Origin of the sequence: Bacillus sp. FSL K6-2861 (assembly GCF_038630725.1) — a bacterium.
GTDB lineage: Bacteria > Bacillota > Bacilli > Bacillales > Bacillaceae > Bacillus > Bacillus velezensis.
On sequence record NZ_CP152037.1, the window covers coordinates 868,246 to 893,611 of the forward strand.

General features: G+C 47.3%; 29 protein-coding genes and 1 rRNA gene. 19 read left to right on the forward strand and 11 right to left on the reverse strand.

Annotation, left to right across the window (positions count from 1 at the left end):
- Positions 1–19: 19 nt before the first annotated feature.
- The 3 genes from NYE62_RS04215 to NYE62_RS04225 all read right to left on the reverse strand — a co-directional run bounded on the left by NYE62_RS04215 (position 20) and on the right by NYE62_RS04225 (position 1,349).
- Positions 20–211, reverse strand: coding sequence for a YfhD family protein (locus NYE62_RS04215; RefSeq protein WP_003155508.1), 192 nt, complete (start codon positions 209–211; stop codon positions 20–22).
- A gap of 70 nt (positions 212–281) precedes the next feature.
- Positions 282–392 carry a YfhE family protein gene (locus tag NYE62_RS04220; RefSeq protein WP_003155504.1) on the reverse strand — a complete coding sequence of 37 codons (111 nt, stop codon included), beginning with the start codon at positions 390–392 and terminating at the stop codon, positions 282–284.
- A gap of 57 nt (positions 393–449) precedes the next feature.
- Positions 450–1,349: a TIGR01777 family oxidoreductase gene (locus NYE62_RS04225; protein ID WP_144664955.1), complete on the reverse strand. Its 900-nt coding sequence runs from the start codon at positions 1,347–1,349 to the stop codon at positions 450–452.
- A 91-nt stretch (positions 1,350–1,440) separates the two neighbouring features.
- On the opposite strand from NYE62_RS04225, the gene recX reads away from it, so the two are divergent.
- From recX to NYE62_RS04240, 3 genes are all read left to right on the forward strand, one after another.
- Complete coding sequence (recX, locus tag NYE62_RS04230) at positions 1,441–2,232, forward strand: recombination regulator RecX (RefSeq protein ID WP_053573608.1); 792 nt, start codon at positions 1,441–1,443, stop codon at positions 2,230–2,232.
- A 6-nt stretch (positions 2,233–2,238) separates the two neighbouring features.
- Positions 2,239–2,553 carry a YfhH family protein gene (locus NYE62_RS04235; protein ID WP_077391961.1) on the forward strand — a complete coding sequence of 105 codons (315 nt, stop codon included), beginning with the start codon at positions 2,239–2,241 and terminating at the stop codon, positions 2,551–2,553.
- 144 nt (positions 2,554–2,697) lie between these two features.
- Positions 2,698–3,891: an MFS transporter gene (locus NYE62_RS04240; RefSeq protein WP_144664963.1), complete on the forward strand. Its 1,194-nt coding sequence runs from the start codon at positions 2,698–2,700 to the stop codon at positions 3,889–3,891.
- Positions 3,892–3,930: 39 nt separating this feature from the next.
- Here the strand turns inward: NYE62_RS04240 and NYE62_RS04245 are convergent, their stop codons facing one another.
- The 3 genes from NYE62_RS04245 to NYE62_RS04255 all read right to left on the reverse strand — a co-directional run bounded on the left by NYE62_RS04245 (position 3,931) and on the right by NYE62_RS04255 (position 5,491).
- Entirely contained in the window at positions 3,931–4,320 is a 390-nt protein-coding gene (locus NYE62_RS04245; protein WP_144664956.1) for a DUF2606 family protein, read from the reverse strand.
- Complete coding sequence (locus NYE62_RS04250) at positions 4,283–5,194, reverse strand: serine protease (protein WP_014417237.1); 912 nt, start codon at positions 5,192–5,194, stop codon at positions 4,283–4,285. The genes NYE62_RS04245 and NYE62_RS04250 overlap by 38 nt, the downstream gene beginning before the upstream one ends.
- A 144-nt stretch (positions 5,195–5,338) precedes the next feature.
- A complete protein-coding gene (locus NYE62_RS04255) occupies positions 5,339–5,491 on the reverse strand; it encodes a small, acid-soluble spore protein K (protein WP_003155495.1) in 153 nt (50 codons plus the stop codon).
- Positions 5,492–5,614: 123 nt separating this feature from the next.
- On the opposite strand from NYE62_RS04255, the gene NYE62_RS04260 reads away from it, so the two are divergent.
- From NYE62_RS04260 to NYE62_RS04285, 6 genes are all read left to right on the forward strand, one after another.
- Positions 5,615–5,884: a YfhJ family protein gene (locus NYE62_RS04260; RefSeq protein WP_003155492.1), complete on the forward strand. Its 270-nt coding sequence runs from the start codon at positions 5,615–5,617 to the stop codon at positions 5,882–5,884.
- 127 nt (positions 5,885–6,011) lie between these two features.
- Positions 6,012–6,539, forward strand: a complete 528-nt coding sequence (locus tag NYE62_RS04265; RefSeq protein ID WP_062623300.1) for an SH3 domain-containing protein — start codon at positions 6,012–6,014, stop codon at positions 6,537–6,539.
- A gap of 85 nt (positions 6,540–6,624) precedes the next feature.
- Positions 6,625–6,960 carry an SdpI family protein gene (locus tag NYE62_RS04270; RefSeq protein WP_062623301.1) on the forward strand — a complete coding sequence of 112 codons (336 nt, stop codon included), beginning with the start codon at positions 6,625–6,627 and terminating at the stop codon, positions 6,958–6,960.
- Complete coding sequence (locus NYE62_RS04275; RefSeq protein ID WP_015417065.1) at positions 6,953–7,813, forward strand: alpha/beta hydrolase; 861 nt, start codon at positions 6,953–6,955, stop codon at positions 7,811–7,813. Before NYE62_RS04270 ends, NYE62_RS04275 begins: the two co-directional genes overlap by 8 nt.
- Before the next feature lie 210 nt (positions 7,814–8,023).
- Positions 8,024–9,004: a glycosyltransferase family 2 protein gene (locus NYE62_RS04280; protein WP_003155484.1), complete on the forward strand. Its 981-nt coding sequence runs from the start codon at positions 8,024–8,026 to the stop codon at positions 9,002–9,004.
- Positions 9,005–9,040: 36 nt separating this feature from the next.
- Positions 9,041–11,626, forward strand: a complete 2,586-nt coding sequence (locus tag NYE62_RS04285) for a YfhO family protein (RefSeq protein WP_342497261.1) — start codon at positions 9,041–9,043, stop codon at positions 11,624–11,626.
- Here NYE62_RS04285 and NYE62_RS04290 read toward each other — a convergent pair.
- Positions 11,623–12,606 carry a metal-dependent hydrolase gene (locus NYE62_RS04290; protein WP_003155481.1) on the reverse strand — a complete coding sequence of 328 codons (984 nt, stop codon included), beginning with the start codon at positions 12,604–12,606 and terminating at the stop codon, positions 11,623–11,625. The two genes, NYE62_RS04285 and NYE62_RS04290, sit on opposite strands and share 4 nt — an antisense overlap.
- A gap of 225 nt (positions 12,607–12,831) precedes the next feature.
- Here NYE62_RS04290 and mutY point away from each other — a divergent pair, with 225 nt between their 5' ends.
- Positions 12,832–13,929 carry an A/G-specific adenine glycosylase gene (gene mutY / locus NYE62_RS04295; protein WP_144664958.1) on the forward strand — a complete coding sequence of 366 codons (1,098 nt, stop codon included), beginning with the start codon at positions 12,832–12,834 and terminating at the stop codon, positions 13,927–13,929.
- Between the two features lie 6 nt (positions 13,930–13,935).
- Here the strand turns inward: mutY and NYE62_RS04300 are convergent, their stop codons facing one another.
- A complete protein-coding gene (locus NYE62_RS04300; protein WP_007408563.1) occupies positions 13,936–14,160 on the reverse strand; it encodes a hypothetical protein in 225 nt (74 codons plus the stop codon).
- Between the two features lie 81 nt (positions 14,161–14,241).
- On the opposite strand from NYE62_RS04300, the gene fabL reads away from it, so the two are divergent.
- The 5 genes from fabL to NYE62_RS04325 all read left to right on the forward strand — a co-directional run bounded on the left by fabL (position 14,242) and on the right by NYE62_RS04325 (position 18,149).
- The gene (gene fabL, locus NYE62_RS04305) at positions 14,242–14,994 is read left to right on the forward strand and encodes an enoyl-[acyl-carrier-protein] reductase FabL (protein WP_032870733.1); all 753 of its coding nucleotides are present in this window, start codon (positions 14,242–14,244) and stop codon (positions 14,992–14,994) included.
- A gap of 66 nt (positions 14,995–15,060) precedes the next feature.
- Positions 15,061–15,231 (forward strand): gamma-type small acid-soluble spore protein, encoded by a 171-nt coding sequence (locus NYE62_RS04310; protein ID WP_032870737.1) that lies wholly within the window; start codon positions 15,061–15,063, stop codon positions 15,229–15,231.
- A gap of 160 nt (positions 15,232–15,391) precedes the next feature.
- Positions 15,392–15,658, forward strand: a complete 267-nt coding sequence (locus NYE62_RS04315; RefSeq protein WP_003155476.1) for a YgaB family protein — start codon at positions 15,392–15,394, stop codon at positions 15,656–15,658.
- A gap of 135 nt (positions 15,659–15,793) precedes the next feature.
- Entirely contained in the window at positions 15,794–16,324 is a 531-nt protein-coding gene (locus tag NYE62_RS04320; protein WP_003155475.1) for a DUF402 domain-containing protein, read from the forward strand.
- Between the two features lie 82 nt (positions 16,325–16,406).
- The gene (locus NYE62_RS04325; RefSeq protein ID WP_014417243.1) at positions 16,407–18,149 is read left to right on the forward strand and encodes an ABC transporter ATP-binding protein; all 1,743 of its coding nucleotides are present in this window, start codon (positions 16,407–16,409) and stop codon (positions 18,147–18,149) included.
- Between the two features lie 79 nt (positions 18,150–18,228).
- On the opposite strand, the gene NYE62_RS04330 is transcribed toward NYE62_RS04325, so the two are convergent.
- Positions 18,229–19,296, reverse strand: coding sequence for an aromatic acid exporter family protein (locus tag NYE62_RS04330; RefSeq protein WP_039252280.1), 1,068 nt, complete (start codon positions 19,294–19,296; stop codon positions 18,229–18,231).
- A gap of 209 nt (positions 19,297–19,505) precedes the next feature.
- Entirely contained in the window at positions 19,506–20,795 is a 1,290-nt protein-coding gene (locus NYE62_RS04335) for a glutamate-1-semialdehyde 2,1-aminomutase (protein ID WP_061861288.1), read from the reverse strand.
- Positions 20,796–20,952: 157 nt separating this feature from the next.
- Between NYE62_RS04335 and bcp the strand changes: the two genes are divergently transcribed.
- Positions 20,953–21,426, forward strand: coding sequence for a thioredoxin-dependent thiol peroxidase (bcp, locus tag NYE62_RS04340; protein WP_342497262.1), 474 nt, complete (start codon positions 20,953–20,955; stop codon positions 21,424–21,426).
- Between the two features lie 124 nt (positions 21,427–21,550).
- Complete coding sequence (gene perR, locus NYE62_RS04345) at positions 21,551–21,988, forward strand: peroxide-responsive transcriptional repressor PerR (protein WP_003155465.1); 438 nt, start codon at positions 21,551–21,553, stop codon at positions 21,986–21,988.
- A gap of 34 nt (positions 21,989–22,022) precedes the next feature.
- Here the strand turns inward: perR and NYE62_RS04350 are convergent, their stop codons facing one another.
- Positions 22,023–22,376: a YgzB family protein gene (locus NYE62_RS04350; protein WP_007408568.1), complete on the reverse strand. Its 354-nt coding sequence runs from the start codon at positions 22,374–22,376 to the stop codon at positions 22,023–22,025.
- Positions 22,377–22,578: 202 nt separating this feature from the next.
- Here NYE62_RS04350 and NYE62_RS04355 point away from each other — a divergent pair, with 202 nt between their 5' ends.
- Entirely contained in the window at positions 22,579–23,463 is an 885-nt protein-coding gene (locus NYE62_RS04355; RefSeq protein WP_007408569.1) for a nucleotidyltransferase-like protein, read from the forward strand.
- Between the two features lie 228 nt (positions 23,464–23,691).
- Positions 23,692–25,241, forward strand: a 16S ribosomal RNA gene (locus NYE62_RS04360).
- Positions 25,242–25,366 lie beyond the last annotated feature (125 nt).

Sequence of the window (25,366 nt, forward strand, 5' to 3'; positions counted from 1 at the left end):
CAGAGGCGGGGATTTCGTATTAGCGGGTTTTGCTTTTAGCTCTGTTGTCAGCGGCTTTCATCCGCGCCTGCGCTTCACGGTCAGCGGAATCAGCAAGCTCGCTTGAATATTCCTCATATGTGCCGTCTGTTTCGCGTTTCAAAGCATCCGGAACTTGAGGAAGTTTTTGTTTGTTTTTATCACGGTTTTTGTGAGTATGATTTCTGCCCATATCAATCGCCCCCTGAAAAAAGTGATATCAAACAAACATAGTATCTGCCCAATCCCGATCTTTATTCAGTTTATTTCCGTTTGGCTGCTCTTTCCGCTTTTTTGAATTCACCGGAATAAAGGACTTCCTGCATTTTTTTCAGATTGGCTCCCTGCTGATGTTTTTCGCGCTTCTTTTCCATAAAAGAAGACCCTCCTTCAAAACAGAATACCAATAGGATTGGCTTTTATTTCCGTTTTTATGCAGATAAGAGATCCTTTAAAGCCAAATCAAGTTCTTCATACGTAAATTGAAAACCGGATGTCAGCGCCTGCTTAGGCAGGGCGCGCTGGCCTTTTACGATCAGCAGGCTCATTTCTCCCAAGGCCTTCTCCAGAAAAAGTTCCGGTACGGGAATCCAATGGGGGCGGTGCAGGACGCCTGCGATCGTTTTTCCGAATTGCTTCATTTCCACGGGGTTCGGCGATGTCACATTCATGGGACCGGACAAGTCATCATGCTCCGCCGCAAAAGCAATAAGTTCCGCGGCGTCATCGACATGAACCCATGACAGCCACTGCCGTCCAGAGCCGATGGTGCCGCCGGCTAACAGCTTATAAGGGAGAACCATGAGCGGCAGGGCGCCTTTTTCACCGAGCATCACCCCGAATCTGGCATATACCGTCCGGATGCCGAGCGTTTCAATTTTCTGGCCTTCACGTTCCCACATATGAGCCGTATGACTGAGAAAATCTTCATTTGACGTATCTGACTGTTCGGTGAACGTTTTTTCTGTGCTTGTGCCGTAAATGCCGACGGCGCTGGCCTGAATCAAAGCCCGGGGTTTTTTCGGCTGCTGCTTTATAATCCGTCTGACTTCTCTCGTCGCTTCTATTCTGCTTGAGATGATTTGTTCCTTCGTTGTGTCCGTCCAGCGGTCAAAGATGGATTTGCCGGCGAGGTTCACCCATACATCAATAGGGGGAAGCTCGCGCTCAGGCGCCGCGTTTTCGGCCAGCCATTGAACATATGTCACATTTTTTTGTTCGGTTTCTCTCTGTTTTCTTGATAAAATATAGACATGATGTCCCCGGCGGGTAAACACACCTGTCAGATGCCGGCCCAGAAAACCAGTGCCGCCTGTCATCGCGATATTCATATCCATCTCTCCTTACACGTTGATACATATACTGTACCTCATTTGCCAAAAAGAAAAACGCCTGAACATTGGGGCGGGAAAGGAGACCGGGATGCCGTTTATTACAAAAATATCGACCCAAAAGAAAAATACCGAGCGCTTCAACATCTTTCTTGATGAGAAATATGCATTCAGCGTCGACGCCGACGTGCTTGTGCGTTTTGACCTGAAAAAAGGGAAAGAACTGGACGAGCTTGACATTCTTGAAATCCAGTACGGCGATGACGTGAAAAAAGCCTTTAACCGCGCCGTAGAATTTTTATCATACCGGATGCGCTCTGAAAAAGAAGTCCGGGATCATCTGAAGAAAAAAGAAACGCCGGACATGGTCATTTCTGAAGTCATCCATAAACTGTACGATTACCGCTACTTAAATGACAAAGAATTTGCGGAAGCCTATGCGAGCACCCACAAAAAAACAAACGGCAAAGGCCCTGACGTCCTGTTCCGCGAGCTGAAAGCGAAAGGAATAGACGACGATACCATCAAGGAGACGCTCAGTGCGTTTACATTTGATGAGCAAATACAAGAAGCGCTGAAACATATCGGCAAAATCCTGAAAAAGGACAAAAAGCTGTCCACAAAAGAGATCAAACAGCGGGCGCAGATGCAGCTTCAGCGAAAAGGTTTCCCTTTCGACGTCATCAATGCCGCTCTGGAGCAGACGGAGTATGAAAATGATGATGAAGCCGAGATGGAGGCTCTGAAGGCTCATGCGGAAAAAGCGATCAGGAAATACCGCTATGACGGCAGTTATGAAAGCGGAATGAAGGTTAAACAGTACTTATTCAGAAAAGGATTCTCGATTGACGATATTGATCAATTCTTGCAGGAAGAGGAGTAAACTGAAATGGACAAACGATACAGTCAAATGACGCCTCATGAACTACAGACAGAAATTGCAGGACTGACGGAAAAAGCGCGAAAAGCGGAACAGATGGGCATTGTAAATGAACTGGCCGTGCTTGAACGGAAAATTACGATGGCCAAAGCTTACATGCTGAACCCGGAAGACTTTCGGCCCGGCGGGGTGTATCAGATAGAAGGTTCTAATGACACTTTCCGCATTGATTACATCAACGGCGTATTCGCCTGGGGACACAGATCTTCCCCGTCTGACGGGGAAGAAGCACTGCCGATTTCCGTTTTAAAAGAAAAAAAATAACAAAAGAGGCCGGTTACGGCCTCTTTTTCTTTTCGGGCACATTCGTTTCAACCTTTCAGTAAAAAATGATTGAATTCATTTTTGATATCTTTTAAGATGGAATTCGTTGTTTTTTTAATAAAAAGGAGGCGATTTGCGTTGAATATCAAAATGAAACAGCCATCAGTGAAATTAATGATTTTTGTTTTAATGATTTGCACATTTTCCATCGGGTATACGGAATATGCTGTCATGGGTATTCTGACGTCGATTGCCGATGACTTTCATATACATGTATCTTCAGCGGGCATGCTTGTTACGGCGTACGCAGCAAGCGTCTGCCTGACGGGCCCGATCGTAACCATTATCGCGGTTAAGCTGCCGAGAAAGCCGGTGCTGCTAGGGTTGATGGGCATCTTCGTCCTTGCCAACCTGATGAGCGTCTTTGCGCCAAACTTCGCCGTGCTGGCGATTTCCAGAATTTTATCCGCATCCATCCACGGAGCTTTTTTTGCGATCGCCATGGTGTTTGCGAGTGAAATGGTGCCGCCTGAAAAACGTTCCGCCGCCGCGGCTTCCATGAACGGCGGATTAACCGTGGCGCTGATGCTCGGTGTCCCGTTCGGCTCTTATTTAGGGGATGCCCTTAACTGGCGGGCCGTCTTTTTCATTATTTCCGTTTTAGGCATGATCGGGCTGATCGGACTGATGCTGGTCGTACCGAACCGGAAACCGAAAGTGATTCCGATGCTGATGAATGAATGGAGTGTCTTTAAGCATAAGCAAGTGATTTTTTCCTTTGCGATCACCATTCTCGGCTACTCAGGCGTATTTATCGCTTACACGTTTATTGAGCCGATTTTAAGAGATTCAGCGGGGTTCGGCACAGTCGGCATTACAGGCGCATTATTTGCCTACGGTCTCGGCGGAGTGGCGGGGAATTTCTTCGCGGGGAAAGTGCCGCTCAAACTGCTGACACGCACGATGATCGGTGTGATGATCGGCTTGATCGGCGTCTTGGCGATTTTCCCTTATATCGCTGTTTTTCCCGCCGCCGCCGTTTCAGCGACATTTTTGTTCGGCGCATGTGCGTTCGGCACGCCGCCGCTTTTGCAGACCAAGGTTATTTCTTCCTCTGAAAACGGCACGACAATCGCCGCTGCGGTGAGCGTTTCCGCCTTTAACCTGGCAAACGCGCTCGGCGCCTGGATCGGCGGATTGATTCTCGGGGGAACGGGATCTTACTCATGGCTGTTTGCCGGCGGTGCGCTGATGACGGCTCTCGGCCTTGTGCTTTCCACGTTCGCTCATCTGTCAGAGAAGAAAGATGTTTATGAATACCAAATGCATAAAGGATAACAAAAAGCTTGCAGGGGATATTCCGCCTGCAAGCTTTTTTCAGCGTTTCAATGTAATGCTGATCACCGTATGTTTATCACTCTCAGCTAAGGAAATATTCCGGGTTTCCGGTACTCCGTCTTTTTCAAAAACGACGGCATAGGTTCCTTTCGCGCCGCTTTTCCATGCAATCTCGCCGTGGTGATCAGTCTTGCCTATTATCTCCCCGCGGTCTATATTCGGCTGATGATCTGACTCCGCCGCTTTCATCACGGTGACCGTCACACCGGCCGCCGGTGAGCCGTCTGCATCCTCAACATGGAGCGTAACAGGCAGTGCTTTTTTGGCGGCGGAATCATCCGCTTTGCCGCATCCGCATAAAACGGCCGCCGCGAGAAAGAAAACAAAAGCTTTATTGATTTGACCAATATTGAATGTTGTCGAATACACTGTTTGTCACCCTTGTTCCCAAATTGTAAGACGACCCGCCGTTTGTATGAATGGCAATGGCGGTCTGGCCGGTGTCGCTGTAATTGCGGTAAACGGGCGATCCGCTCTGGCAGCCGAACGTATCTGTCGTGTAAGTAAGTTTATATGTCTCGGCAGAACGTATCGGCTTGCTGTCCGACCACATGGAACCGGACACTTTGTCGCACGGATATCCTGTCACGGTTGAGGAAAGCCCGGCCGGACTGGAACTGTTGGTCGTCCGGTAGCCGTACCAGCCGACAGTATTCCCGGGCGACCCGTTTACTTTGATTGCGCCGTAGTCATAGTTTGTGTCACCGTTTTCTGTCCACCCTTTGACACTGTAGAATGTCTTTCCTGAATAAGAGCCGTACGGGTACGATGACCCGTTGCGGCCGGGAGCTGCCGTAATTTTCGATGCCCAGCCGTTTTTCTGGTCATACACGCAATGTCCCGCCGTAACGATCGTGTCGGCATTGACAAAAAAACCGGTGCATCCGTAGGTGCTTGTGCTGCCGCTGTATGTGACGGTCAGCTGTGCTGTCGCGCGATATGGAAATGATGTTGTAGGAGAAATTCTGATTCGTTCGTCTGTCCCAATAATACTGGAAGGCTTTAATGACTTGATGTCAGCTTTGCTGTTTTGTGCAAGCTGTCTTTTGGTGAGACCCGTTCCTTCATAAGCGGGGGATGTCTGTGTTGTTTGTACAGGCTGATTCAGATGTGCGTCAAACTCCTCACCGCTGTTTGATACAGATGTCTGCGGGCTGCCCGCTGCTTCAGCTGAAACAGCAAATAATGAAACTGACAGTAAGAATGCGGTAAGGCTCAGCAATCGTTTTGAAACTGTCTTCATTTTATAAAACCCCTCCTTTTTTGTCTACCGGCTTTCGGTTGAACATTTAACATATTATGGAATTTATTTAGCGTTATGACCGCAAAAGAATGTTTTTCTCCGCAAAAAAAAGACCGGGTCATTCCCGGTCTCTTACGGTGTGTGTTATCGTCTGCCTGAAGCTCTCATGCGTTCTTGCGGGTGCGAATTAATTGAACCGTCCGCCCGTTTAGAAGCGTAGTCATCCTTTGCCCGCGGTTCGCCTTCAAACTTATTATTGTTCTGATTAGGAAATCCTTTTGCCTTGTTCCGGACCATTTGTTTTCCCCCTCGGCCAATATCAAAAGGTTGCGCCTTCTGGACTGAAGACGTAAAGTTAGTATATGCCTGTGACAAGCTGCGTAAAAGCAGCAGGTTTTCCCAAGGAAAGGAGACAGAGACATGAATACATATATCGACAAACTGACGAATTTGCTGCTTGAGAAAAATGACATGCTCAGCTATTTGCAAGCGCGAACTTGGGTTGAGCTTTTATGGGGAGATTTCGAAGCGACTTACGCAAAAGCCGGCCGCCCGTATCAAGGAGAGCAAATGACGGAACGCGTCGTCAAGGAATGGATCGAATCATACGGCAGCAAGCTCCATATGTTCCAGAGCGTTCGGGAAGACGTTTCTCATTATTTGGATCAAAGCAGGGGTCTCCTGCATTAACATAGCAGTGCGCCCGCCGGATATCGTCCGGCGGTTTTTTTTATAAAAGAAATAGGAAAATCATGTTTGGCGACCGGCGGAATGTGGAAATGTGTAATAACTTATAAAATAGCGGGGAGGAACCACAATGAACATGAAAAAGGGGTTAACCGCATTTATTCCGGCCGCAGGACTTTGCTTATTTTTAGCCGCAGGCACCGTTTTTTTCGATCCGGCAGCGAATGCCGCAGCAGTTCACCAGACAAAAATAGACACCGCAGCAGATACATATATCGTGAAAGCAGGAGAACTTAACGTCCGCAAAGAACCAAATAAACAGGGGGCGATTATCGGCACGCTTCGTTCAGAGGATTCCGTAAAGGTTAAACGGCTTCAAGGAACAGATTGGGCTGAGATTGACTACAAAGGGCACAAAGCCTATATTTCCACGCATTTTCTGATGAAGCAGCCGGTGAAGGCGGTGACCGCGAAACAAACCGCCTTTTATACGCCGACTTTGGAAACCGGCAAAAAAGGGTCCGTTAAAGCGGGTGAAACCGTCAATGTGCTCGGCTGGGGGTTCAGCCATGACGGAGGATTTGACCGTAAATGGGCGTACGTCACATACGGCGGGAAAGCAGGTTATGTGAAAACGGCCGACTTAACTCAAAAATAAAGATTCAGGCAGGCGAATGAGCCTGCTTTTTTTCTGAAACCTTCCGCCTTTCCTTTCGTAAAAGATGAAAAGGAGAGTGAGGGATATGATAATGGTAATCGGCGGCCTTCTGATGGCTGCGGCCGGCATTTTAGTCACATTTTTTCCGCCGAAGTCGATCAACAGCCTGTACGGATATCGGACGAAGCGCTCTATGGCGGATGAGTCGCAGTGGAAAGAAGGCAATCGATTCAGTGCGCTCCTCATGATTTTGTTCGGCCTTATTTCGGCGGCAGCTGGATTTGCGGGCAGCCTGCTTATCCGGCTGACTCAGCCGTTCGCCCTGATCGTTCAGGCCGTATTGTTGATTGTGATCAGCGTACTGATCATCGTCTTAACAGAAAGAAGATTGAATCAAACGGGGAGGAGAATCGATGAATGACATTACGTTTCACATGATCGAAACAAACGGAGTGACGCTGCACACGGCTTCAGCCGGTCCGAAAGACGGTCCTTTGGCGGTGCTGCTGCACGGGTTTCCGGAATTCTGGTACGGCTGGAAGAGTCAGATCAAACCGCTGGCGGATGCCGGATACCATGTTGTCGTGCCTGATCAGCGCGGCTATAATCTCAGTGACAAACCGGAGGGCATTGAAAACTATACCATTGATACGCTCAGAGACGACATTATCGGGCTGATCACGCATTTTACAGATGACAAAGCCGTCGTCATCGGCCACGATTGGGGAGGAGCCGTGGCCTGGCATTTAGCATCCACGCGGCCGCAATACGTTGAAAAATTGATCACGGTCAATATCCCGCACCCGGCGGTTATGCGGAAGGTCACACCGTTCTACCCGCCGCAGTGGAAGAAAAGCTCTTATATCGCTTTCTTTCAGCTGCCGGAAAAGCCGGAACGGAGATTGTCTGAAGACAATTACCGCGTATTGGATCACGCGATCGGCTTATCCGAACGACCGGCGCTTTTTTCACGGGAAGATGTCGACAGCTACAAAGAAGCTTGGGGCAGAAAAGGAGCGCTCACGGCGATGCTGAACTGGTACCGGGCGATCAGAGCCGGCGGTTTAGGCCCTGCCGTTCCGCTTAAAATGCCCGTTCCGTACCGATTAATATGGGGCGTCAATGACCAAGCGCTGAGCAAAAAGCTCGCCAAGGAAACAAAACGGATGATTCCAAACGGCGACTTAATCTTCATAGATGATGCCTCACATTGGGTCATTCACGAAAAACCGCGCATCGTCAGCCATTTGATTCATGAATACCTTCAGCAATAAAGTCTGTCCCGCGTACAGACTTTTTCTTTTTTTTCTCATATCTGCCGAAAAACATGACAAAATATAAACCATATGCAGAAAAAATTTTCTTTCCCTGTAACAAAAAAATGGTTTAAACGTCATTAAAAAAAGGAAAAGCCTTACTGAAGTTTTGCGGACAATTCCTTTAAGGCCGTCCTAAAAAAAGAATAATACAAAGAAGGTGCCTTCATGAAACAAAGGTTAATCTCAATTATTATTCCGTCTTACAATGAAGGGAACAACGTCAAGCTCATTCATGAATCTTTAAAAAAAGAGTTTCAGACGATTCATTATGACTATGAAATTTTCTACATCAATGACGGAAGCGCGGATGACACCCTTCAGCAGATTAAAGAACTGGCCGCCAGAAACCATCGCGTCAAATACATATCTTTTTCCCGCAACTTCGGGAAAGAAGCGGCCATTTTGGCAGGATTTGAACACGTGCAGGGCGAAGCGGTAATCGTGATGGACGCCGATCTGCAGCATCCGACCCATCTGCTGAAAGACTTCATTCAAGGCTATGAAGAAGGGTATGACCAAGTCATCGCGCAGCGCAACCGAAAAGGGGACAGCCCCGTGCGTTCCGTGCTTTCTTCCCTGTATTATAAATTTATCAACAAAGCCGTCGAAGTGGACCTGCGTGACGGGGTCGGAGATTTCCGCCTGCTGAGCCGGCAGGCCGTTGATGCCCTTTTGAAGCTGAGTGAAGGAAACCGTTTCTCGAAAGGGCTGTTCTGCTGGATCGGGTTTGACCAGAAAATCGTATTTTATGAAAATGTCGAAAGGAAGAACGGCACGTCCAAATGGTCATTCAGCAATCTGTTCAACTACGGAATGGACGGTGTCGTCTCCTTCAACAACAAGCCCCTTAGGGTATGCTTTTTCACCGGTATTCTGATATTGCTTTTGTCGATGGTTTATATTGTAACGACCTTTGTTCATATTCTGACACACGGCGTGTCCGTACCCGGATACTTCACCATTATTTCCGCCGTGCTGTTTTTAGGGGGCATCCAGCTTTTGAGTCTCGGCATCATCGGAGAATACATCGGCCGGATTTACTATGAAACAAAAAAACGCCCGCACTATTTAATTAAAGAAGCGAATATAACGTACGGAGAACAAAATGAAACGAATTATACAAAAAAGCGCAAGTGGAACCATTAAACAGCCGCCGCTGTGCGCAGGGTCTGGGGACGTTGTATGAAAAAAAATAAATGGATCTTGCCGGCAGCCTGTGTGCTGGCTGCGGCAGCCGCTCATATTTTTTTCTTAAAAGAGTGGTCGCAAGGCCGCTATATGACGGGGTCTGGAGACGGGATCGCCCAAATGGCGGTCTTCAAAAAGCTGCTGTTTGATCAATATATGAACGGCAGGCTGTTTTACAGCTATTCGTTCGGACTGGGCGGGGGCGTGTACAGTCAGCTCGGCTATTATTTCTCTACTTCTTTTCTATTCCTGTTTATCTCCGCCGCTGTCCGCTTTTTGCAGCTTATTCAGCTGACGGGTGAGGCTGATGCGCTGTTTTGGGCGCAGGCCTCCGTTTTTATCAGCATCGCCAAGCAGAGTTTGATCATATTCACGGCGGCGTGTGTGTTCCGTTATTTCGTCAAACGGCCGGTGCCCGCTTTTGCCGGCGCCGTGTTGTACGGGGTCTCGATTATCTACTTCCGGCATGAGGTGTATTGGGACTTTTTCACTGACAGTATGGTGTGGCTGCCGCTGCTCGTGCTCGGCGCGGAAAAAATCATCAGGGAAAAAAAGCCGGCGTGGTTTATCTTCGCCTGTGCGCTGACATTGATCAACAACTTTTATTTTGCGTATATTAATCTGATTTTCATCGGCGTTTATATCTTATTCAGGTGGATGATCCCCCTTGAAGGCAATGAGGCGAAAAGGCTCACTCAATGCAGGATATTTATTCTGTCGGGTCTTCTCGGGTTCGGCATAAGCGCAGTTTCCTTTATTCCTGTCGTATACGGGTACCTTCATAATCTGCGGCCGCCGTATTCAGAGCATATTGCATGGCTTGATTTTTCCGACAATATTTTATTTTCTAGCCGGATTATCATCCTGCCGGCGGCTTTTTTGCTTTTTCTATTTACATTTACTTTATACAAAAATCGCTTGTTCCGTCTGTTTGCGGGAATCAGTCTGCTGTATATTCTGTTTCACTTCAGTCCGTTCGCGGCAAGTGCCTTTAACGGTTTTTCAGCTCCGCAGAACAGGTTTGAATACGTCCTGTGCTTCACGATTGCCGGAACGGTTTCAGCCGGGCTTTCTAAGCTTTCAGACATCAGCATGAAGAGTATGCTGATGTCCGCCGTACTCGTCGTTCTGCTCTATTGGAGCCAGGTGAGGCGGTACAGTCTGGATATTTCTGATCACGCCAACCTGCCCGTCATCCTTCTTCTGGTGCTGAGCATAGCCGCTTTCTTTGCAGCAAAGACAAGACTGAAAGGCGCGGTGCCCGCCGTCTATGCCGTCATTTTGCTTACGGCTGTGCTTACGGCTAATACATATGAAAAATATGCTTTATCAGAAGGCGGGAAGATTTATACGGTATCGCATACCTTTATGACGGGTGCTGACTATAAAGGCAAAGAGCAATCAGAGCTCATTCAGCGTCTGAAAGAAAAAGACCCTGATCCGTTTGCCCGTTTAGATTGGATGAACGGTGTTTTCAATAACACCCCGATCATATACGGGTTCAACGGATTCAGCGTATACTCAAGCATACTGAACCGCAATCTGCTGTCCTTTTACTGGAACGACCTCCAGATTGACATGGGCAGAGAAAGCGTCAGCCGCTATGCGACATTAGGAAACAGGGCTAATTTATACAGCCTGCTTTACGGAAAATATTATATGACGGAAAAAACAAACGAGGCCGGCGTGCCGTACGGGTTCAAAAAAATCATGGAATCAACCCATTATGCGGTTTATCAAAATCAATATATGCTTCCGTTCGTACGGACAGCCGATCGCGTATATAACGAGGGCGGCCTGAAAAAAGCGCCCGCCCTTGCCAGGGAACGGGCAATGCTTGACGGGATCGTCATGGAATCAAGCACAACCAACACGAAAAAAGCGCCTGAGGCGAAAAATATGATCGGCCATGCAGAGGTAGCGGCCGAACATGGCGATTATCATAACGGCATCCTGACGGTAAACGAAGACGGCGGCGGCCTGATCATTACGCCGCAAGCCGCTAAGATGGACGGCGGCGATTATTACGTCAGCTTTTATTTGAAGAATAAAGCGAAGGACCAGGGCTTTACATTAAAAGTGAACGATTACACGACAACGAGAAAATCGAATCAATCCATTTACAAAACAGGTGTCAACGATCTTACTGTCAGAGTGCCGAAAACAAAAAACATCCAAATCCGTCTGCCGAAAGGATCGTATCAGCTTGACAGACTGGCGCTTTATGAAGAACGATACGATACGCTGAAAAGCGCATACCGAAAAGCGGAAAAAGAACCGCGGGTCGATCTAAGCTGGCGCGGAAATACGCTTCATATCTCGTATGATAACAAAACCCGCGCGCCGTATATCATGCTTCCGATTCCATATGAAAAAGGCTGGGAGCTGAAGATAAACGGCAGAAAAGAGCAGATTGAAAAAGCGGATTATTCCTTCATCGGATTTAAAGCGCAAAAAGGAAAAAACGATATTCAATTAACGTATTACCCGCCGTTTTTTAAACCCGCGGCCGCTCTATCGGTGATCAGCCTCGTGTTTGCCGCTATATATGTGAGAAGACAAAAAAAGCCCGGCTCTTAAACAGAGCCGAGCTTTAATTTTTTCTGCAATTTTTCCTCGCTGAAAATCCAGCCCGTGTAAGAAGAGAGAAGCTCTAAATCATGACTGAGATGGACGATGGCGACAAAAGGATAGTGGCCTTTGCTCCGGTAGCGCAAATCAATAAAGCGCACCTCATAATGATCTTTAAAGGTATCGACCTCCCACCTGTAAACGGGGGAAAATGAAAGAAAGGCTGCAATATTTTCGTCCTGTTTCGCGGCCTTCATCACATCGGTTTCCGGAACGGGCACGCGGTTGAATGTATCCAATATCACGACATGGCCGTCAAGGCTTCTGCCGACATAAAAGGCATGCGCCGTCGTCACGGCGATACGCCACTGCCTGAATTTCATCGTCGGCGAAATAATGATGGTTTCAATCTCCTCTTCAATCATTTCGCGCAGCCTTCGCTTTATCCGCAGCTGCATCAAAAACCGGACGGCGTAATATCCTGCGAGGATGATATAAAGCATCAGAAATGTCACGCCCGGATGACCTCCGATATACCACACGGCAATCGCGGCCAAATGGCTGACGAAAATAAACGGATCAAAGGTATTGATTAAACCGAGAGCGATCCATTTTCTCGAAAACGGGCGGATGGCCTGCGTGCCGTACGCGTTAAAAATGTCAACAAACACATGCAAAACGACAGCGAGAAGCGTCCACAGCCACAGGTGCAAAAAGTTCGCTTCCGGATAAAACATAAACAAAATACCCGGAATCAGAACGGACCAAAATAAAACGGCGGGAATGGAGTGCGTGAACCCTCTATGATTTCGAATATAAACGGCATTATTTTTCAGCTTTAATATGGTATCAATATCAGGTGCCTGAGAGCCGGCAAGAGCGGCGATCATAACTGCCTGAGACATGGGGGTGTGCATGCCGACGGCAGGATCAAGAGTTGCGATTCCGCCAAGCGCGATACCCATGACAACGTGAGTGCCAGTATCCATTGTTGACCTCCTAGCAGGCGTTAACAATCAGTCGCCCGCATATTTCGCATTATAAGATATTCCCCATTTTCTGTTTGCCCAATCATGGCGTTTATCCGCCGTTCTCATATGTTTCCGCTTTTTCTTTATCACTATTTAATGTAACATATTATCGTAACGTGCCCCAAGTTTACACCAAAATACGGTGTCAAGAAAAGCGGAACCCGAAACATCTGAGGAGAAGATATGAACGCACTTGAAGAAAAAATGAAACAAAAAGATATAGACAAATTTCGCGAGGACTTAATTACATGGTTCGAAAGAGAACAGAGAATTCTGCCGTGGAGAGAAAATCAGGACCCGTATCGGGTGTGGGTGTCAGAGGTGATGCTGCAGCAGACGCGCGTAGAAACCGTTATCCCTTATTTCCGGCGGTTTGTTGAGCAATTTCCGACCGTTTCGGCGCTCGCTGAAGCCGATGAGGAAAAAGTGCTCAAAGCCTGGGAAGGGCTAGGTTATTACTCCCGTGTAAGAAATCTGCAAAGTGCCGTAAAAGAAGTGCATGAGCGGTACGGGGGAGTCGTCCCTGCCGAGGAAAAGGAATTTGGCGGACTGAAAGGCGTCGGCCCTTATACAAAAGGCGCCGTGCTCAGCATCGCATACAACAAACCGATTCCCGCCGTAGACGGCAATGTGATGCGTGTCATGTCGAGAATTCTTTCCATATGGGACGATATCGCAAAACCTAAAACGAGAACCATTTTCGAACAGGCGGTATCCGCTTTCATTTCTCATGAAAAACCATCGGAATTCAATCAGGGTTTAATGGAGCTCGGCGCAATCATCTGCACCCCGAAATCGCCGTCCTGCCTGCTTTGCCCCGTACAAAAGCACTGCTCGGCATTTGCGGAAGGGACAGAGCGGGAGCTGCCCGTTAAAAGCAAAAAGAAAAAGCCCGGAATAAAAACAATGGCAGCCGTTGTGCTGACAGACGATCAAGGCGATGTCTATATTCATAAACGGCCGCCAAAAGGCTTGCTCGCCAACTTGTGGGAGTTTCCGAATACCGAAACCCAGAAAGGAATCAAAACCGAAAGAGAGCAGCTTGAAGCCTATTTAGAAAAAGAGATGGGAACAACCGCTGAAATCGGGGAGCTGGAAGGCATCGTAGAACATGTTTTCACCCATCTCGTCTGGAATATTTCGGTCTTTTTCGGTAAAGTAAAACAAGTGTCGGATACAACGGAATTCATACGGGTCACAAAAGAGGAGCTCAAGGAATACGCATTTCCCGTTTCCTATCAAAAGATATGGAAAATGGCGGAAGAAAGCGGCCGCCTGTAAAAAGCGTCAGTCATAGCTGACGCGAGTGCCGTGGCCGTAATCCGCTTCATTCCGTTTCAGTCCGCCGCGGGCTTCGATTTCCTGAATCAGTTCCCGGTATTTGGACTGGCCTTCTTCGTTTAAATACGGCATAATTTGCTGGAAGGCATGATGGAAATAGGCGAGCTCTGAATCTCTCCAATCTTTTTTGGGCATCATGGCCAATTCGCCCATATCACGTCCGACATACATATAAAAGACCCCTTTCAACACATATTGCTTTTATTGTTTGTTGAATGAAAAGAACTATACACAGCAAGGAGCTGAGGAAAAATGGAACAAAATAAATGCGCACTGATCACGGGAAGCAGCCGCGGCGTCGGGAAAGCAGCCGCCATCAGACTCGCGGAAAAAGGATACAACATCGTCATCAATTACGCCCGCAGTAAAAAAGCGGCATTAGAAACCGCCGAAGAAATTGAAAAACTCGGCGTTAAAACGCTCGTCATTAAAGCCAATGTCGGCCAGCCGGCAAAAATCAAAGACATGTTCCGCCAGATTGACGAAACATTCGGCAGACTGGACGTGTTCGTCAATAATGCGGCTTCAGGCGTGCTGAGACCGGTCATGGAACTCGAAGAAACACACTGGGACTGGACGATGAATATCAATGCGAAAGCATTGCTTTTCTGCGCCCAGGAAGCGGCAAAGATGATGGAGAAAAACGGAGGCGGCCACATCGTCAGCATCAGCTCGCTCGGCAGCATCCGCTATCTTGAAAACTATACGACGGTCGGAGTCTCAAAAGCCGCTTTAGAATCGTTAACCCGTTATCTGGCGGTTGAGCTGTCTTCGAAAAATATCATCGTAAACGCGGTGTCAGGCGGAGCGATTGATACGGACGCGCTGAAGCATTTCCCTAACAGAGATGAACTGCTGGAAGATGCCCGCCAAAATACGCCGGCCGGCAGAATGGTCGAAATTAAAGATATGATCGATACGGTGGAGTTTTTAGTTTCTTCAAAAGCGGACATGATCCGCGGCCAGACCATTATTATTGACGGCGGACGTTCTCTGCTCGTATAAGTTTTAAAAAAAGATGAATAGCCTTATCGTCTCCTGCGCATTCTAAAGTGCGTGGAGGTGATAACAATGGCAAACTCAAAATTCAGCAAAACAGACGTTCAGCAGGTGAAAAAACAAAACCAGCAATCAGCTTCCGGTCAGGGTCAATTCGGCACTGAATTCGGCAGTGAAACTGATGTGCAGCAGGTAAGAAAGCAAAACCAATCTGCTGAACAAAACAAACAACAAAACAGCTAATCACTGAAACGAAAAAGCACTTCATCTTCGGATGGAAGTGCTTTTTTTTGTTGCCAAAACGACAAAACTTGTGATTCCTCTACAGAATGAGTCAAAGGGTTTTCCGGCGGAAAATCGAAATGGTAAGGAGTATCAACCTAAAAGCCTAAGGAGGAACCCGATGTCAGAGTTTGAAAAGCTTGTAAGTGAACAGATGAAAATCATGGATCAGCTTCTCGAGCTGCAGTCAGAACTTGACCGCTGCCGCCAGGTGGAAGCGGAACTCATCAGTCTGGAAAGAGATGCAAAGCTGGACAATGTACAGGACGAAATTGCGACAAAGCGAAAAGATCTGGCCGGCATACAGGAGTTATTCCAAAGGCAGACAGAGCAAGTCATCCAGTCTTATCGCAGCACGGAAAAGCCGTCTTCCTATGTGCAGAAATGAATGTGCCATTCCGGAAGCGGAGTGGTTCTTTTATTTTCATTTTTTAATTCGTAACGTTATAATAGTGAAAAGACTTGTCGGAAAGCAATTGCGGCTGCATTGACTGCAGGGCTTTACAGAAAGTAGGGGAGAAATATGGGATATCCCAAGGAAGGAGAAACCATTCAAATTCACAGCTATAAGCATAACGGGCTGCTTCATCGAATTTGGAATGAAACGACGATTTTAAAAAGTACGGAATTGTGTATCATCGGAGCCAACGACCGGACAATGGTGACGGAATCCGACGGACGGACGTGGGTGACGAGAGAACCGGCGATCTGCTACTTTCATGCCCGTCAGTGGTTTAACGTCATCGGAATGCTGAGAGATGACGGGGTACACTATTATTGCAACATCAGCTCGCCGTTCGCTTATGACGGAGAGGCCATCAAATATATTGATTACGATTTGGATGTCAAGGTGTTTCCGGATATGACGTATAACATTCTTGACGAGGATGAATACGATGACCACCGCAAATCAATGAATTACCCTAAAGAGATCGACAGCATTCTGAAGGAGTATCTGAATACGCTGCTGCACTGGATTCATCAGCGGAAAGGACCGTTTGCTCCGGAATTTGTTGATATGTGGTATGAACGGTATCTGCGCTATACAAAATAAAGAATACAATAAAAAACCTGTTGGGGTGTCAACAGGTTTTTCACATGGGCTCACACGCCTTAAAGAGAGAGGGGGATAAAGTGTGGGCGTAATCAGACGCTATATGCAATTTGTAAAACCTTATAAAAAACAAATTTTTATCACAGTGTTAATCGGCATCATAAAATTCTCCATCCCGCTGGCTCTCCCGCTGCTGTTAAAATACGTGGTCGATGACATTATTCAAGGGAGCGGAACGGCAAGCGCTAAAACATCATCGCTATTCACGATAATGGGCATCATGTTCGTGCTGTTTTTAATTCTGCGTCCCCCGGTAGAGTACTATCGGCAATACTTCGCGCAATGGACGGGCAGCCGGGTGCTCTATGATATCAGGGGGGTATTGTTTGATCATATTCAAAAATTGAGCCTGAGGTTTTATGCCAACACGAGAACGGGCGAAGTCATTTCCCGGGTGATAAATGATGTCGAACAGACAAAAGACTTTGTCATAACGGGACTGATGAATATCTGGCTTGATATGATGACGGTGCTGATCGTCATCTGCATTATGTTTACACTCGATGTTAAGCTGACATTGATATCTGTCATTTTGTTTCCGTTATACGGAATTTCAGTGAAATACTTTTACGGCCGCCTCCGAAAACTGACACGTGAGCGTTCTCAGGCACTCGCCCAAGTTCAGGGACATTTGCACGAAAGAGTTCAGGGGATGCCCGTCATCAGAAGTTTTGCCATTGAAGATTATGAACAAGCCAATTTTGATGAAAAAAACGGACATTTTCTGGACAGAGCGATCCGTCATACGAATTGGAACGCAAAAACGTTTGCAGTCGTGAATACCATTACGGATTTGGCGCCGCTGCTCGTTATCGCGTTTGCGGGTTATTTTGTCATAAACGGTCCGCTGACGGTAGGGACGATGGTTGCGTTCGTCGGCTATATTGACAGAATGTACAATCCGGTCAGAAGATTGATCAACTCATCGACGACGCTGACCCAGTCGATCGCTTCAATGGACCGCATATTTGAATTTATCGACGAGCCGTATGAACTGACTGATAAACCGAATGCAGTAAAAGCTGACGGCATTAAGGGCGAAGTTGAATTCCGAAATGTCTCGTTCCGTTATGAGGAAGGAAAAGAAACGATTTTGCAGGACGTTTCCTTAAAGGTGACAAAAGGGGAAACCGTCGCGCTCGTCGGGATGAGCGGCGGCGGTAAATCGACGCTTGTCAGCCTCATACCGCGTTTTTATGATGTATCCGGCGGCAGCCTGCTGATTGACGGCACAGATATTCGCGATTATGAAGCGAGAAGCCTCCGCAATCAAGTCGGAATGGTGCTTCAGGATACGTTTCTGTTCAGTGAGACGATTCGTGAAAATATCGCCATCGGTAAACCGGGAGCGTCTCTGGATGAGGTGGTTGCGGCTGCGAAAGCGGCAAATGCCCATGAATTTATTATGAACTTCCCCGAAGGCTATGAAACCAAAGTCGGCGAACGGGGCGTCAAATTGTCAGGCGGGCAGAAACAGCGGATTTCCATCGCGCGTGTATTCTTAAAAAATCCGCCGCTGTTAATCTTGGATGAAGCGACATCGGCTCTTGATCTGGAAAGTGAACACTACATTCAGGAAGCGATGGAAAAGCTTGCCAAAAACCGGACGACATTTATCGTCGCCCACAGGCTGTCCACGATTACGCACGCGGATAAAATTGTCGTCATGGAAAACGGCGCCGTCGTCGAAACCGGCACGCACGAGGAATTAATGGCCCAAGGCGGCCAGTACAGACACTTATTTACGATTCAGAATTTGAACTGATACAAAAACGTATGCCGTCCGAATGGGCGGCATACGTTTTTTTGAATGCAAAAAAACCCGGTTTTACGGAAGCACCGGGTTACTCATCATCGTCTGTTTCTAGTTCGCTGTCTTTCGGGTGGTATGTCTGGAAACTCGTAATCAGTGTATCGAGATGTTCCAGCTGCTCACGGTATTCCGCAACCGCAGCCATAATGCTGAGCATATTGTAATCAAGCAGTTCATCCTCGCAGTTCTGCTGATTTTTCAAGAAAGACTTCGTCAAAAGCTGTTTATATCTTATGCTTTCTTCAGCATCGTCATCATGCGGTTTGATCTTGCCGACCGTCCGCATCAGAATCCTTTCGTGCCAATGAAGCAGATAATCAATTTCTTCTGTCAGCGTCTCCTGAAATTCCTCCGGCATATGATAAATCTCGTTTTCATAGCGGTGCAGCTTTTTCAGCGTATCAAGCGCCCGATTCGCCGTAATAATCGCCTGTCTGAACAATACAAGCTTGCGCGACTTTACATACGTCGTTTTCTTAAAGTAGCTTCTCTCCTCTTTATAAAGAAGGTACGTATGATCAAGCTTCATCATCTTTTCCTTCAGCTTCTCAATATCCTCTTTCAATATCGAGTGTTCCGTGGACTGACGCATCGTCAGCCTGATCCATTTCATGATCTCATCGGTATATTCAACCGTATGATGAGTCAGCTTCGTTTCGTATTTCGGCGGAAGAAACACAAGGTTCACAATAAAAGAAGACAGCACGCCTAAAATAACGGTGCTTGTTCGTATCAGAGCGAACGTCAGGAAGCTGTTTCCCGGTGTTTCTAAAATTGCGATAACCGTCACGAGCGCAATCGAAATGGTGTGTTCAATTTTCAGTTTTAACATGATCGTGATGACAATCACTGCGGTCAATCCGATCATAATCGGACTCGGTCCGAAAATCAGTCCGAATGCCGTAGCGATGACAGCGCCGATGATATTTGCCTGAACCTGATCAATAATGATAAGAAAAGACCTGTAAATAGAGGGCTGTATGGCAAATATAGCTGCAATCCCGGCAAAGATCGGCGACGGAAGTCCGATCCATGATGCTAAGTAGAGCGCGAGCGTAATCGCAATCCCTGTTTTTAAAATGCGGGCACCAAGTTTCATTGGTTTGTGCGTGCATTCCTTTCTCTAATAAATTATGTGCCGAACGAACGGCTGACACTTACATTTCCCTGTTGGCTGATTTGCTAAACAATAAAGTAATATACAGGGATCATACCAATTATTCAAGGTCTTTTTTTGAAAAAACCATTATCTCACAAATCGGACAAAAAGAAAAAGCGGAAGCCCTGGGCTCCCGCTTGTTTCAGCAGTTATTTTTTCATATGTCTGAACGCATCTTCAACGGCTTGTAAAGTGGCGTCGATATCCTCTTCAGTATGTGCGGTTGTGATAAACCAAGCTTCATACTTCGATGGAGCGAGATTGATGCCGCGCTCAAGCATCAGCTTGAAGAACTTGGCGAATGCTTCTCCGTCCGTATTTTCCGCCTGCTCGTAATTGACGATCTTTTCACCAGTGAAGTAAACCGTGAGCGCGCCTTTTAAACGGTTGACGGTGATGGTAATGCCATGTGTCTCCGCATGGGCGAGAATGCCTTGCTCAAGTCTGGCGCCGAGCTCATCAAGCCGTTCATAAACGCCTTCTTCCTTCAGCACTTCCAGGCAGGCGATGCCTGATAGGATAGATGCCGGGTTTCCAGCCATTGTGCCGGCTTGATATGCCGGGCCGAGCGGAGCAACCTGCTCCATGATCTCTTTTTTGCCTCCGTAAGCGCCGATCGGCAAGCCGCCCCCGATAATTTTACCGAGCGCCGTTAAATCAGGCTTCACTTGAAGAAGATCCTGCGCGCCTCCGTACATAAAACGGAACGCCGTGATCACTTCATCATAAATGACGAGCGCGCCCGCTTTATGGGTCAATTCATTTACCTGTTCTAAAAATCCTTCTTCAGGTTCAACGATGCCGAAGTTGCCGACGATCGGCTCGACGAGAACCGCTGCAATTTCCGAACCCCATTTATCCAGCGCGGCTTTGTAGCTTTCAATATCATTGAAAGGAACGGTAATCACCTCATTGGCGATGCTTTTCGGCACGCCGGCGGAATCAGGAGTGCCGAGCGTAGACGGACCGGAACCCGCAGCGACAAGTACGAGATCAGAATGGCCGTGATAGCAGCCGGCGAATTTAATGATTTTTGTCCGGCCTGTATAAGCGCGTGCAACCCGGATCGTTGTCATTACCGCTTCAGTGCCTGAGTTTACGAATCGTACTTTATCAAGTGAAGGAATGGCCTCCTTCAGCATTTTGGCGAAAGTGACCTCATGTTTGGTCGGCGTCCCGTACAGCACGCCGTTTTCAGCCGCTGTTTTAATCGCTTCAGTTATATGCGGATGGGCATGTCCGGTAATAATCGGGCCGTAAGCCGCTAAATAATCGATATACTGATTCCCGTCTACATCCCAGAAATAAGCGCCGTTCGCTTTTTCCATCGCAACGGGTGAACCGCCGCCTACCGCTTTATAGGATCTGGACGGGCTGTTCACGCCTCCGACGATATGCTCTAACGCTTCCTTATGAAGTTCAACTGATTTTGTATACAAAAAATGACCCTCCTAATATCTCCTTACATCATGTTCTATTGTAGCATGCTTCATTGCGAGCACAACGGTTCATGCTTCCAGAAAAGAGCGGGAGGATAACGGTTGTAATCTTAACGTGAATTGGATACGCTTAATAAAAAACCCGGAGGTATAAGAAATGACGATTGAAATCGGACAAACAGCACCGGATATGAAATTAGTGAATGACAGCGGGGAAGAAGTAGCATTGACGGATTTTAAAGGGAAGTACGTCGTTCTCTATTTTTATCCGAAAGACATGACACCCGGGTGCACGACGGAAGCATGTGATTTCCGTGATCAGCACGAAAGTTTCGCGGGACTTGATGCGGTTATTATCGGAGTAAGCCCTGACAGCCGTAATAAACACGAAAAATTTAAGCAAAAACACGATCTTCCTTTCCAGCTCCTCGTTGACGATGAACACAAACTGGCGGAAGCTTTTGATGTGTGGAAGCTGAAGAAGAATTTTGGGAAAGAATATATGGGTATCGAGCGATCCACTTTTTTGTTAGATAAAGAAGGCCGTCTTGTGAAGGAGTGGAGAAAGGTAAAAGTGAAAGATCACGTTGCCGAGGCGCTTCGCGAATTGGAACAAATTGCGTCTAATTAATGGACAAATGCTGAACTCACGGGGGTTTCTTCAGATTACATTTGACAGGAGACCGGAAAAAGATGTACACTAATTATAAACATTATAAAGTAAGAATCTTTTTTAGAAGAGAGGTGCATGACGGATGGCTGCACATGAATTAAAAGAAGCCTTAGACACGTTGAAGGATACGGGAGTCCGGATTACTCCTCAACGTCATGCCATTCTGGAATATCTCGTGGATTCTATGGCACATCCGACAGCGGACGATATATATAAAGCCTTGGAAGGGAAATTCCCTAATATGAGTGTTGCGACAGTGTATAACAATTTGCGTGTATTCCGGGAAGCGGGGCTTGTAAAGGAACTGACGTACGGAGATGCGTCCAGCAGATTTGACTTTGTCACCTCTGACCATTATCACGCCATTTGTGAAAGCTGCGGAAAAATCGTAGACTTCCACTATCCCGGGCTTGACGAAGTGGAACAGCTTGCGGCTCACGTCACGGGGTTTAAGGTAAGCCACCACCGTTTGGAGATTTACGGCGTCTGCCAAGAATGTTCCAAAAAAGAAAACCACTAAACGAAGCTGACCGCTTTGATACGGTCAGCTTCGTTTATTTTACACTGTTTTTTCTGTTATAAGACTCATCGAACGCTTTGCCTTCCAATCCTTTATCCAATGTAAGCGGCTCTCTGCAATGCATGCACATATCCACTCTGCCCAGAATCTTCGTTTCTTTCTCGCAAGCGGGGCACATCACCCGGACCGCTTTTGTGGACAGCATGCCGATCCAAAAATAAACGGCGGTGCTGAGCCCGATCGACAGCAGGCCGAGAATCATAAACAAGCTGGCAAGCAAAACAGACTGCTTAAAGAACAGCCCGATGTACATAATGATAAACCCAACGAAAACCAAACTTAACGCAAACGTTCTGATCTTATTAATTTTGCTTGAGTATTTCGCCATGTCCATCCCCCTCCCGTTTAACTATAGCACAAAACAGATGGCATATTCTTCATGTTTTCGTAAGAAAAGGGAAGAATAAATATGGCACCTGAAAGGAAATTTGTTATAATAGTGCAATGTGTTTAGAAAAAAGGACTTTCATGTTTTATCATAGAAATGTAGAAACAATAGCTAGTGAAACAATCGCATTGGAGGAATCGTAATGGACAATCTTCTCCGTCCAATTTACCAAGAAAGAGCAAGTCATCCCGATACGCTGGCCGTCCTTATGATTGAGAGAAGGAGTAAAGCATCATCCATCACGGATAACTTTGATGCGGTCATGCTTGTCATTGTCAAACAGGCTGATGAACCTCTTTTTATAAAGCATTATGAATTCGAACAAAAAACCGCTTCTTTACATATTGTAACGGATGCTCTGCTTCAGGAATGGATTCTGCTTGGGACCAATAGAAGAGTCATAGATTGGATCATCAACGGCAAAGTACTGTTTGACCGCAATGAATATATATCTGAACTCAATGACCGGCTCAGCACTTTTCCTTTCGCCGAGCGGAAATTAAAGATCGGAATGGAATACGGCAAGCTGATCAGAAGATTTGTAGAAGGAAAAGCGTTTTTTGAAGCTGATCATTTTCTGGATGCATATTATGCGGTAGTGCATGCTCTTCACCACTTGGCCCGCATAGAAGTGATTGACCGGGGATTTTATCCCGAAACGACAGTCTGGAACCAGGTCCGTCACATTGAGCCGCAGGTATATAAGCTATATTCCGAACTTGTCGAGAGTCACGAAAGTTTGGAGAAAAGGCTCGAATTATTATTCTTAGCAAATGATTTTCTCATCCATTCAAAAGCTGAAATCGGTTCTGCCCACCTTTTTCAAGTGATGAAAGAAAAAGAAATGTGGCAGTTTGGAGAATTGCTTCAGCACCCTGAACTGGTGCACTTCACCCAAGATCTTGGTGTTATGCTTGATTACCTGACGGAAAAAGGCTTTGTTGAAGTATCTCAAATAGAGACCAAAGGGCAGGAAGTATATCATCGAGGATATTCTTTCAAAAAAAGTGTTGACGCTGAATCATAGGCATGGTATATTATTAAACGTCGCTGATGCGCTTCAACAAAAAGCTCACAGCGGCGGAGAAATAAAAACAAAAAACATTTGACAGCAAATCGCTGAAATGTTATACTGAAAAAGTCGCCTCAAGATGAGGTTGAGATGATCTTTGAAAACTAAACAAGACAAAACGTACCTGTTAATTCAAAGTTTTAAATAAATCGCACAGTGATGTGCGTAGTCAGTCAAACTACTTTATCGGAGAGTTTGATCCTGGCTCAGGACGAACGCTGGCGGCGTGCCTAATACATGCAAGTCGAGCGGACAGATGGGAGCTTGCTCCCTGATGTTAGCGGCGGACGGGTGAGTAACACGTGGGTAACCTGCCTGTAAGACTGGGATAACTCCGGGAAACCGGGGCTAATACCGGATGGTTGTTTGAACCGCATGGTTCAGACATAAAAGGTGGCTTCGGCTACCACTTACAGATGGACCCGCGGCGCATTAGCTAGTTGGTGAGGTAACGGCTCACCAAGGCGACGATGCGTAGCCGACCTGAGAGGGTGATCGGCCACACTGGGACTGAGACACGGCCCAGACTCCTACGGGAGGCAGCAGTAGGGAATCTTCCGCAATGGACGAAAGTCTGACGGAGCAACGCCGCGTGAGTGATGAAGGTTTTCGGATCGTAAAGCTCTGTTGTTAGGGAAGAACAAGTGCCGTTCAAATAGGGCGGCACCTTGACGGTACCTAACCAGAAAGCCACGGCTAACTACGTGCCAGCAGCCGCGGTAATACGTAGGTGGCAAGCGTTGTCCGGAATTATTGGGCGTAAAGGGCTCGCAGGCGGTTTCTTAAGTCTGATGTGAAAGCCCCCGGCTCAACCGGGGAGGGTCATTGGAAACTGGGGAACTTGAGTGCAGAAGAGGAGAGTGGAATTCCACGTGTAGCGGTGAAATGCGTAGAGATGTGGAGGAACACCAGTGGCGAAGGCGACTCTCTGGTCTGTAACTGACGCTGAGGAGCGAAAGCGTGGGGAGCGAACAGGATTAGATACCCTGGTAGTCCACGCCGTAAACGATGAGTGCTAAGTGTTAGGGGGTTTCCGCCCCTTAGTGCTGCAGCTAACGCATTAAGCACTCCGCCTGGGGAGTACGGTCGCAAGACTGAAACTCAAAGGAATTGACGGGGGCCCGCACAAGCGGTGGAGCATGTGGTTTAATTCGAAGCAACGCGAAGAACCTTACCAGGTCTTGACATCCTCTGACAATCCTAGAGATAGGACGTCCCCTTCGGGGGCAGAGTGACAGGTGGTGCATGGTTGTCGTCAGCTCGTGTCGTGAGATGTTGGGTTAAGTCCCGCAACGAGCGCAACCCTTGATCTTAGTTGCCAGCATTCAGTTGGGCACTCTAAGGTGACTGCCGGTGACAAACCGGAGGAAGGTGGGGATGACGTCAAATCATCATGCCCCTTATGACCTGGGCTACACACGTGCTACAATGGACAGAACAAAGGGCAGCGAAACCGCGAGGTTAAGCCAATCCCACAAATCTGTTCTCAGTTCGGATCGCAGTCTGCAACTCGACTGCGTGAAGCTGGAATCGCTAGTAATCGCGGATCAGCATGCCGCGGTGAATACGTTCCCGGGCCTTGTACACACCGCCCGTCACACCACGAGAGTTTGTAACACCCGAAGTCGGTGAGGTAACCTTTATGGAGCCAGCCGCCGAAGGTGGGACAGATGATTGGGGTGAAGTCGTAACAAGGTAGCCGTATCGGAAGGTGCGGCTGGATCACCTCCTTTCTAAGGATTTTAACGGAATATAAGACCTTGGGTCTTATAAACAGAACGTTCCCTGTCTTGTTTAGTTTTGAAGGATCATTCCTTCAAAACATAGGAACACCTGCTAAATGCGCCACTTCCTGTGG

What these genes read in the sequence shown, in the direction of transcription:
- NYE62_RS04215 (WP_003155508.1), bottom strand. Translation starts at nt 211, where the DNA reads ATGGGCAGAAATCATACTCACAAAAACCGTGATAAAAACAAACAAAAA.
- NYE62_RS04220 (WP_003155504.1), bottom strand. Translation starts at nt 392, where the DNA reads ATGGAAAAGAAGCGCGAAAAACATCAGCAGGGAGCCAATCTGAAAAAA.
- NYE62_RS04225 (WP_144664955.1), bottom strand. Translation starts at nt 1,349, where the DNA reads ATGAATATCGCGATGACAGGCGGCACTGGTTTTCTGGGCCGGCATCTG.
- recX (WP_053573608.1), top strand. Translation starts at nt 1,441, where the DNA reads ATGCCGTTTATTACAAAAATATCGACCCAAAAGAAAAATACCGAGCGC.
- NYE62_RS04235 (WP_077391961.1), top strand. Translation starts at nt 2,239, where the DNA reads ATGGACAAACGATACAGTCAAATGACGCCTCATGAACTACAGACAGAA.
- NYE62_RS04250 (WP_014417237.1), bottom strand. Translation starts at nt 5,194, where the DNA reads ATGAAGACAGTTTCAAAACGATTGCTGAGCCTTACCGCATTCTTACTG.
- NYE62_RS04255 (WP_003155495.1), bottom strand. Translation starts at nt 5,491, where the DNA reads ATGGTCCGGAACAAGGCAAAAGGATTTCCTAATCAGAACAATAATAAG.
- NYE62_RS04260 (WP_003155492.1), top strand. Translation starts at nt 5,615, where the DNA reads ATGAATACATATATCGACAAACTGACGAATTTGCTGCTTGAGAAAAAT.
- NYE62_RS04265 (WP_062623300.1), top strand. Translation starts at nt 6,012, where the DNA reads ATGAACATGAAAAAGGGGTTAACCGCATTTATTCCGGCCGCAGGACTT.
- NYE62_RS04270 (WP_062623301.1), top strand. Translation starts at nt 6,625, where the DNA reads ATGATAATGGTAATCGGCGGCCTTCTGATGGCTGCGGCCGGCATTTTA.
- NYE62_RS04275 (WP_015417065.1), top strand. Translation starts at nt 6,953, where the DNA reads ATGAATGACATTACGTTTCACATGATCGAAACAAACGGAGTGACGCTG.
- NYE62_RS04280 (WP_003155484.1), top strand. Translation starts at nt 8,024, where the DNA reads ATGAAACAAAGGTTAATCTCAATTATTATTCCGTCTTACAATGAAGGG.
- NYE62_RS04285 (WP_342497261.1), top strand. Translation starts at nt 9,041, where the DNA reads ATGAAAAAAAATAAATGGATCTTGCCGGCAGCCTGTGTGCTGGCTGCG.
- NYE62_RS04290 (WP_003155481.1), bottom strand. Translation starts at nt 12,606, where the DNA reads ATGGATACTGGCACTCACGTTGTCATGGGTATCGCGCTTGGCGGAATC.
- mutY (WP_144664958.1), top strand. Translation starts at nt 12,832, where the DNA reads ATGAACGCACTTGAAGAAAAAATGAAACAAAAAGATATAGACAAATTT.
- NYE62_RS04300 (WP_007408563.1), bottom strand. Translation starts at nt 14,160, where the DNA reads ATGTATGTCGGACGTGATATGGGCGAATTGGCCATGATGCCCAAAAAA.
- fabL (WP_032870733.1), top strand. Translation starts at nt 14,242, where the DNA reads ATGGAACAAAATAAATGCGCACTGATCACGGGAAGCAGCCGCGGCGTC.
- NYE62_RS04310 (WP_032870737.1), top strand. Translation starts at nt 15,061, where the DNA reads ATGGCAAACTCAAAATTCAGCAAAACAGACGTTCAGCAGGTGAAAAAA.
- NYE62_RS04315 (WP_003155476.1), top strand. Translation starts at nt 15,392, where the DNA reads ATGTCAGAGTTTGAAAAGCTTGTAAGTGAACAGATGAAAATCATGGAT.
- NYE62_RS04320 (WP_003155475.1), top strand. Translation starts at nt 15,794, where the DNA reads ATGGGATATCCCAAGGAAGGAGAAACCATTCAAATTCACAGCTATAAG.
- NYE62_RS04330 (WP_039252280.1), bottom strand. Translation starts at nt 19,296, where the DNA reads ATGAAACTTGGTGCCCGCATTTTAAAAACAGGGATTGCGATTACGCTC.
- bcp (WP_342497262.1), top strand. Translation starts at nt 20,953, where the DNA reads ATGACGATTGAAATCGGACAAACAGCACCGGATATGAAATTAGTGAAT.
- perR (WP_003155465.1), top strand. Translation starts at nt 21,551, where the DNA reads ATGGCTGCACATGAATTAAAAGAAGCCTTAGACACGTTGAAGGATACG.
- NYE62_RS04350 (WP_007408568.1), bottom strand. Translation starts at nt 22,376, where the DNA reads ATGGCGAAATACTCAAGCAAAATTAATAAGATCAGAACGTTTGCGTTA.
- NYE62_RS04355 (WP_007408569.1), top strand. Translation starts at nt 22,579, where the DNA reads ATGGACAATCTTCTCCGTCCAATTTACCAAGAAAGAGCAAGTCATCCC.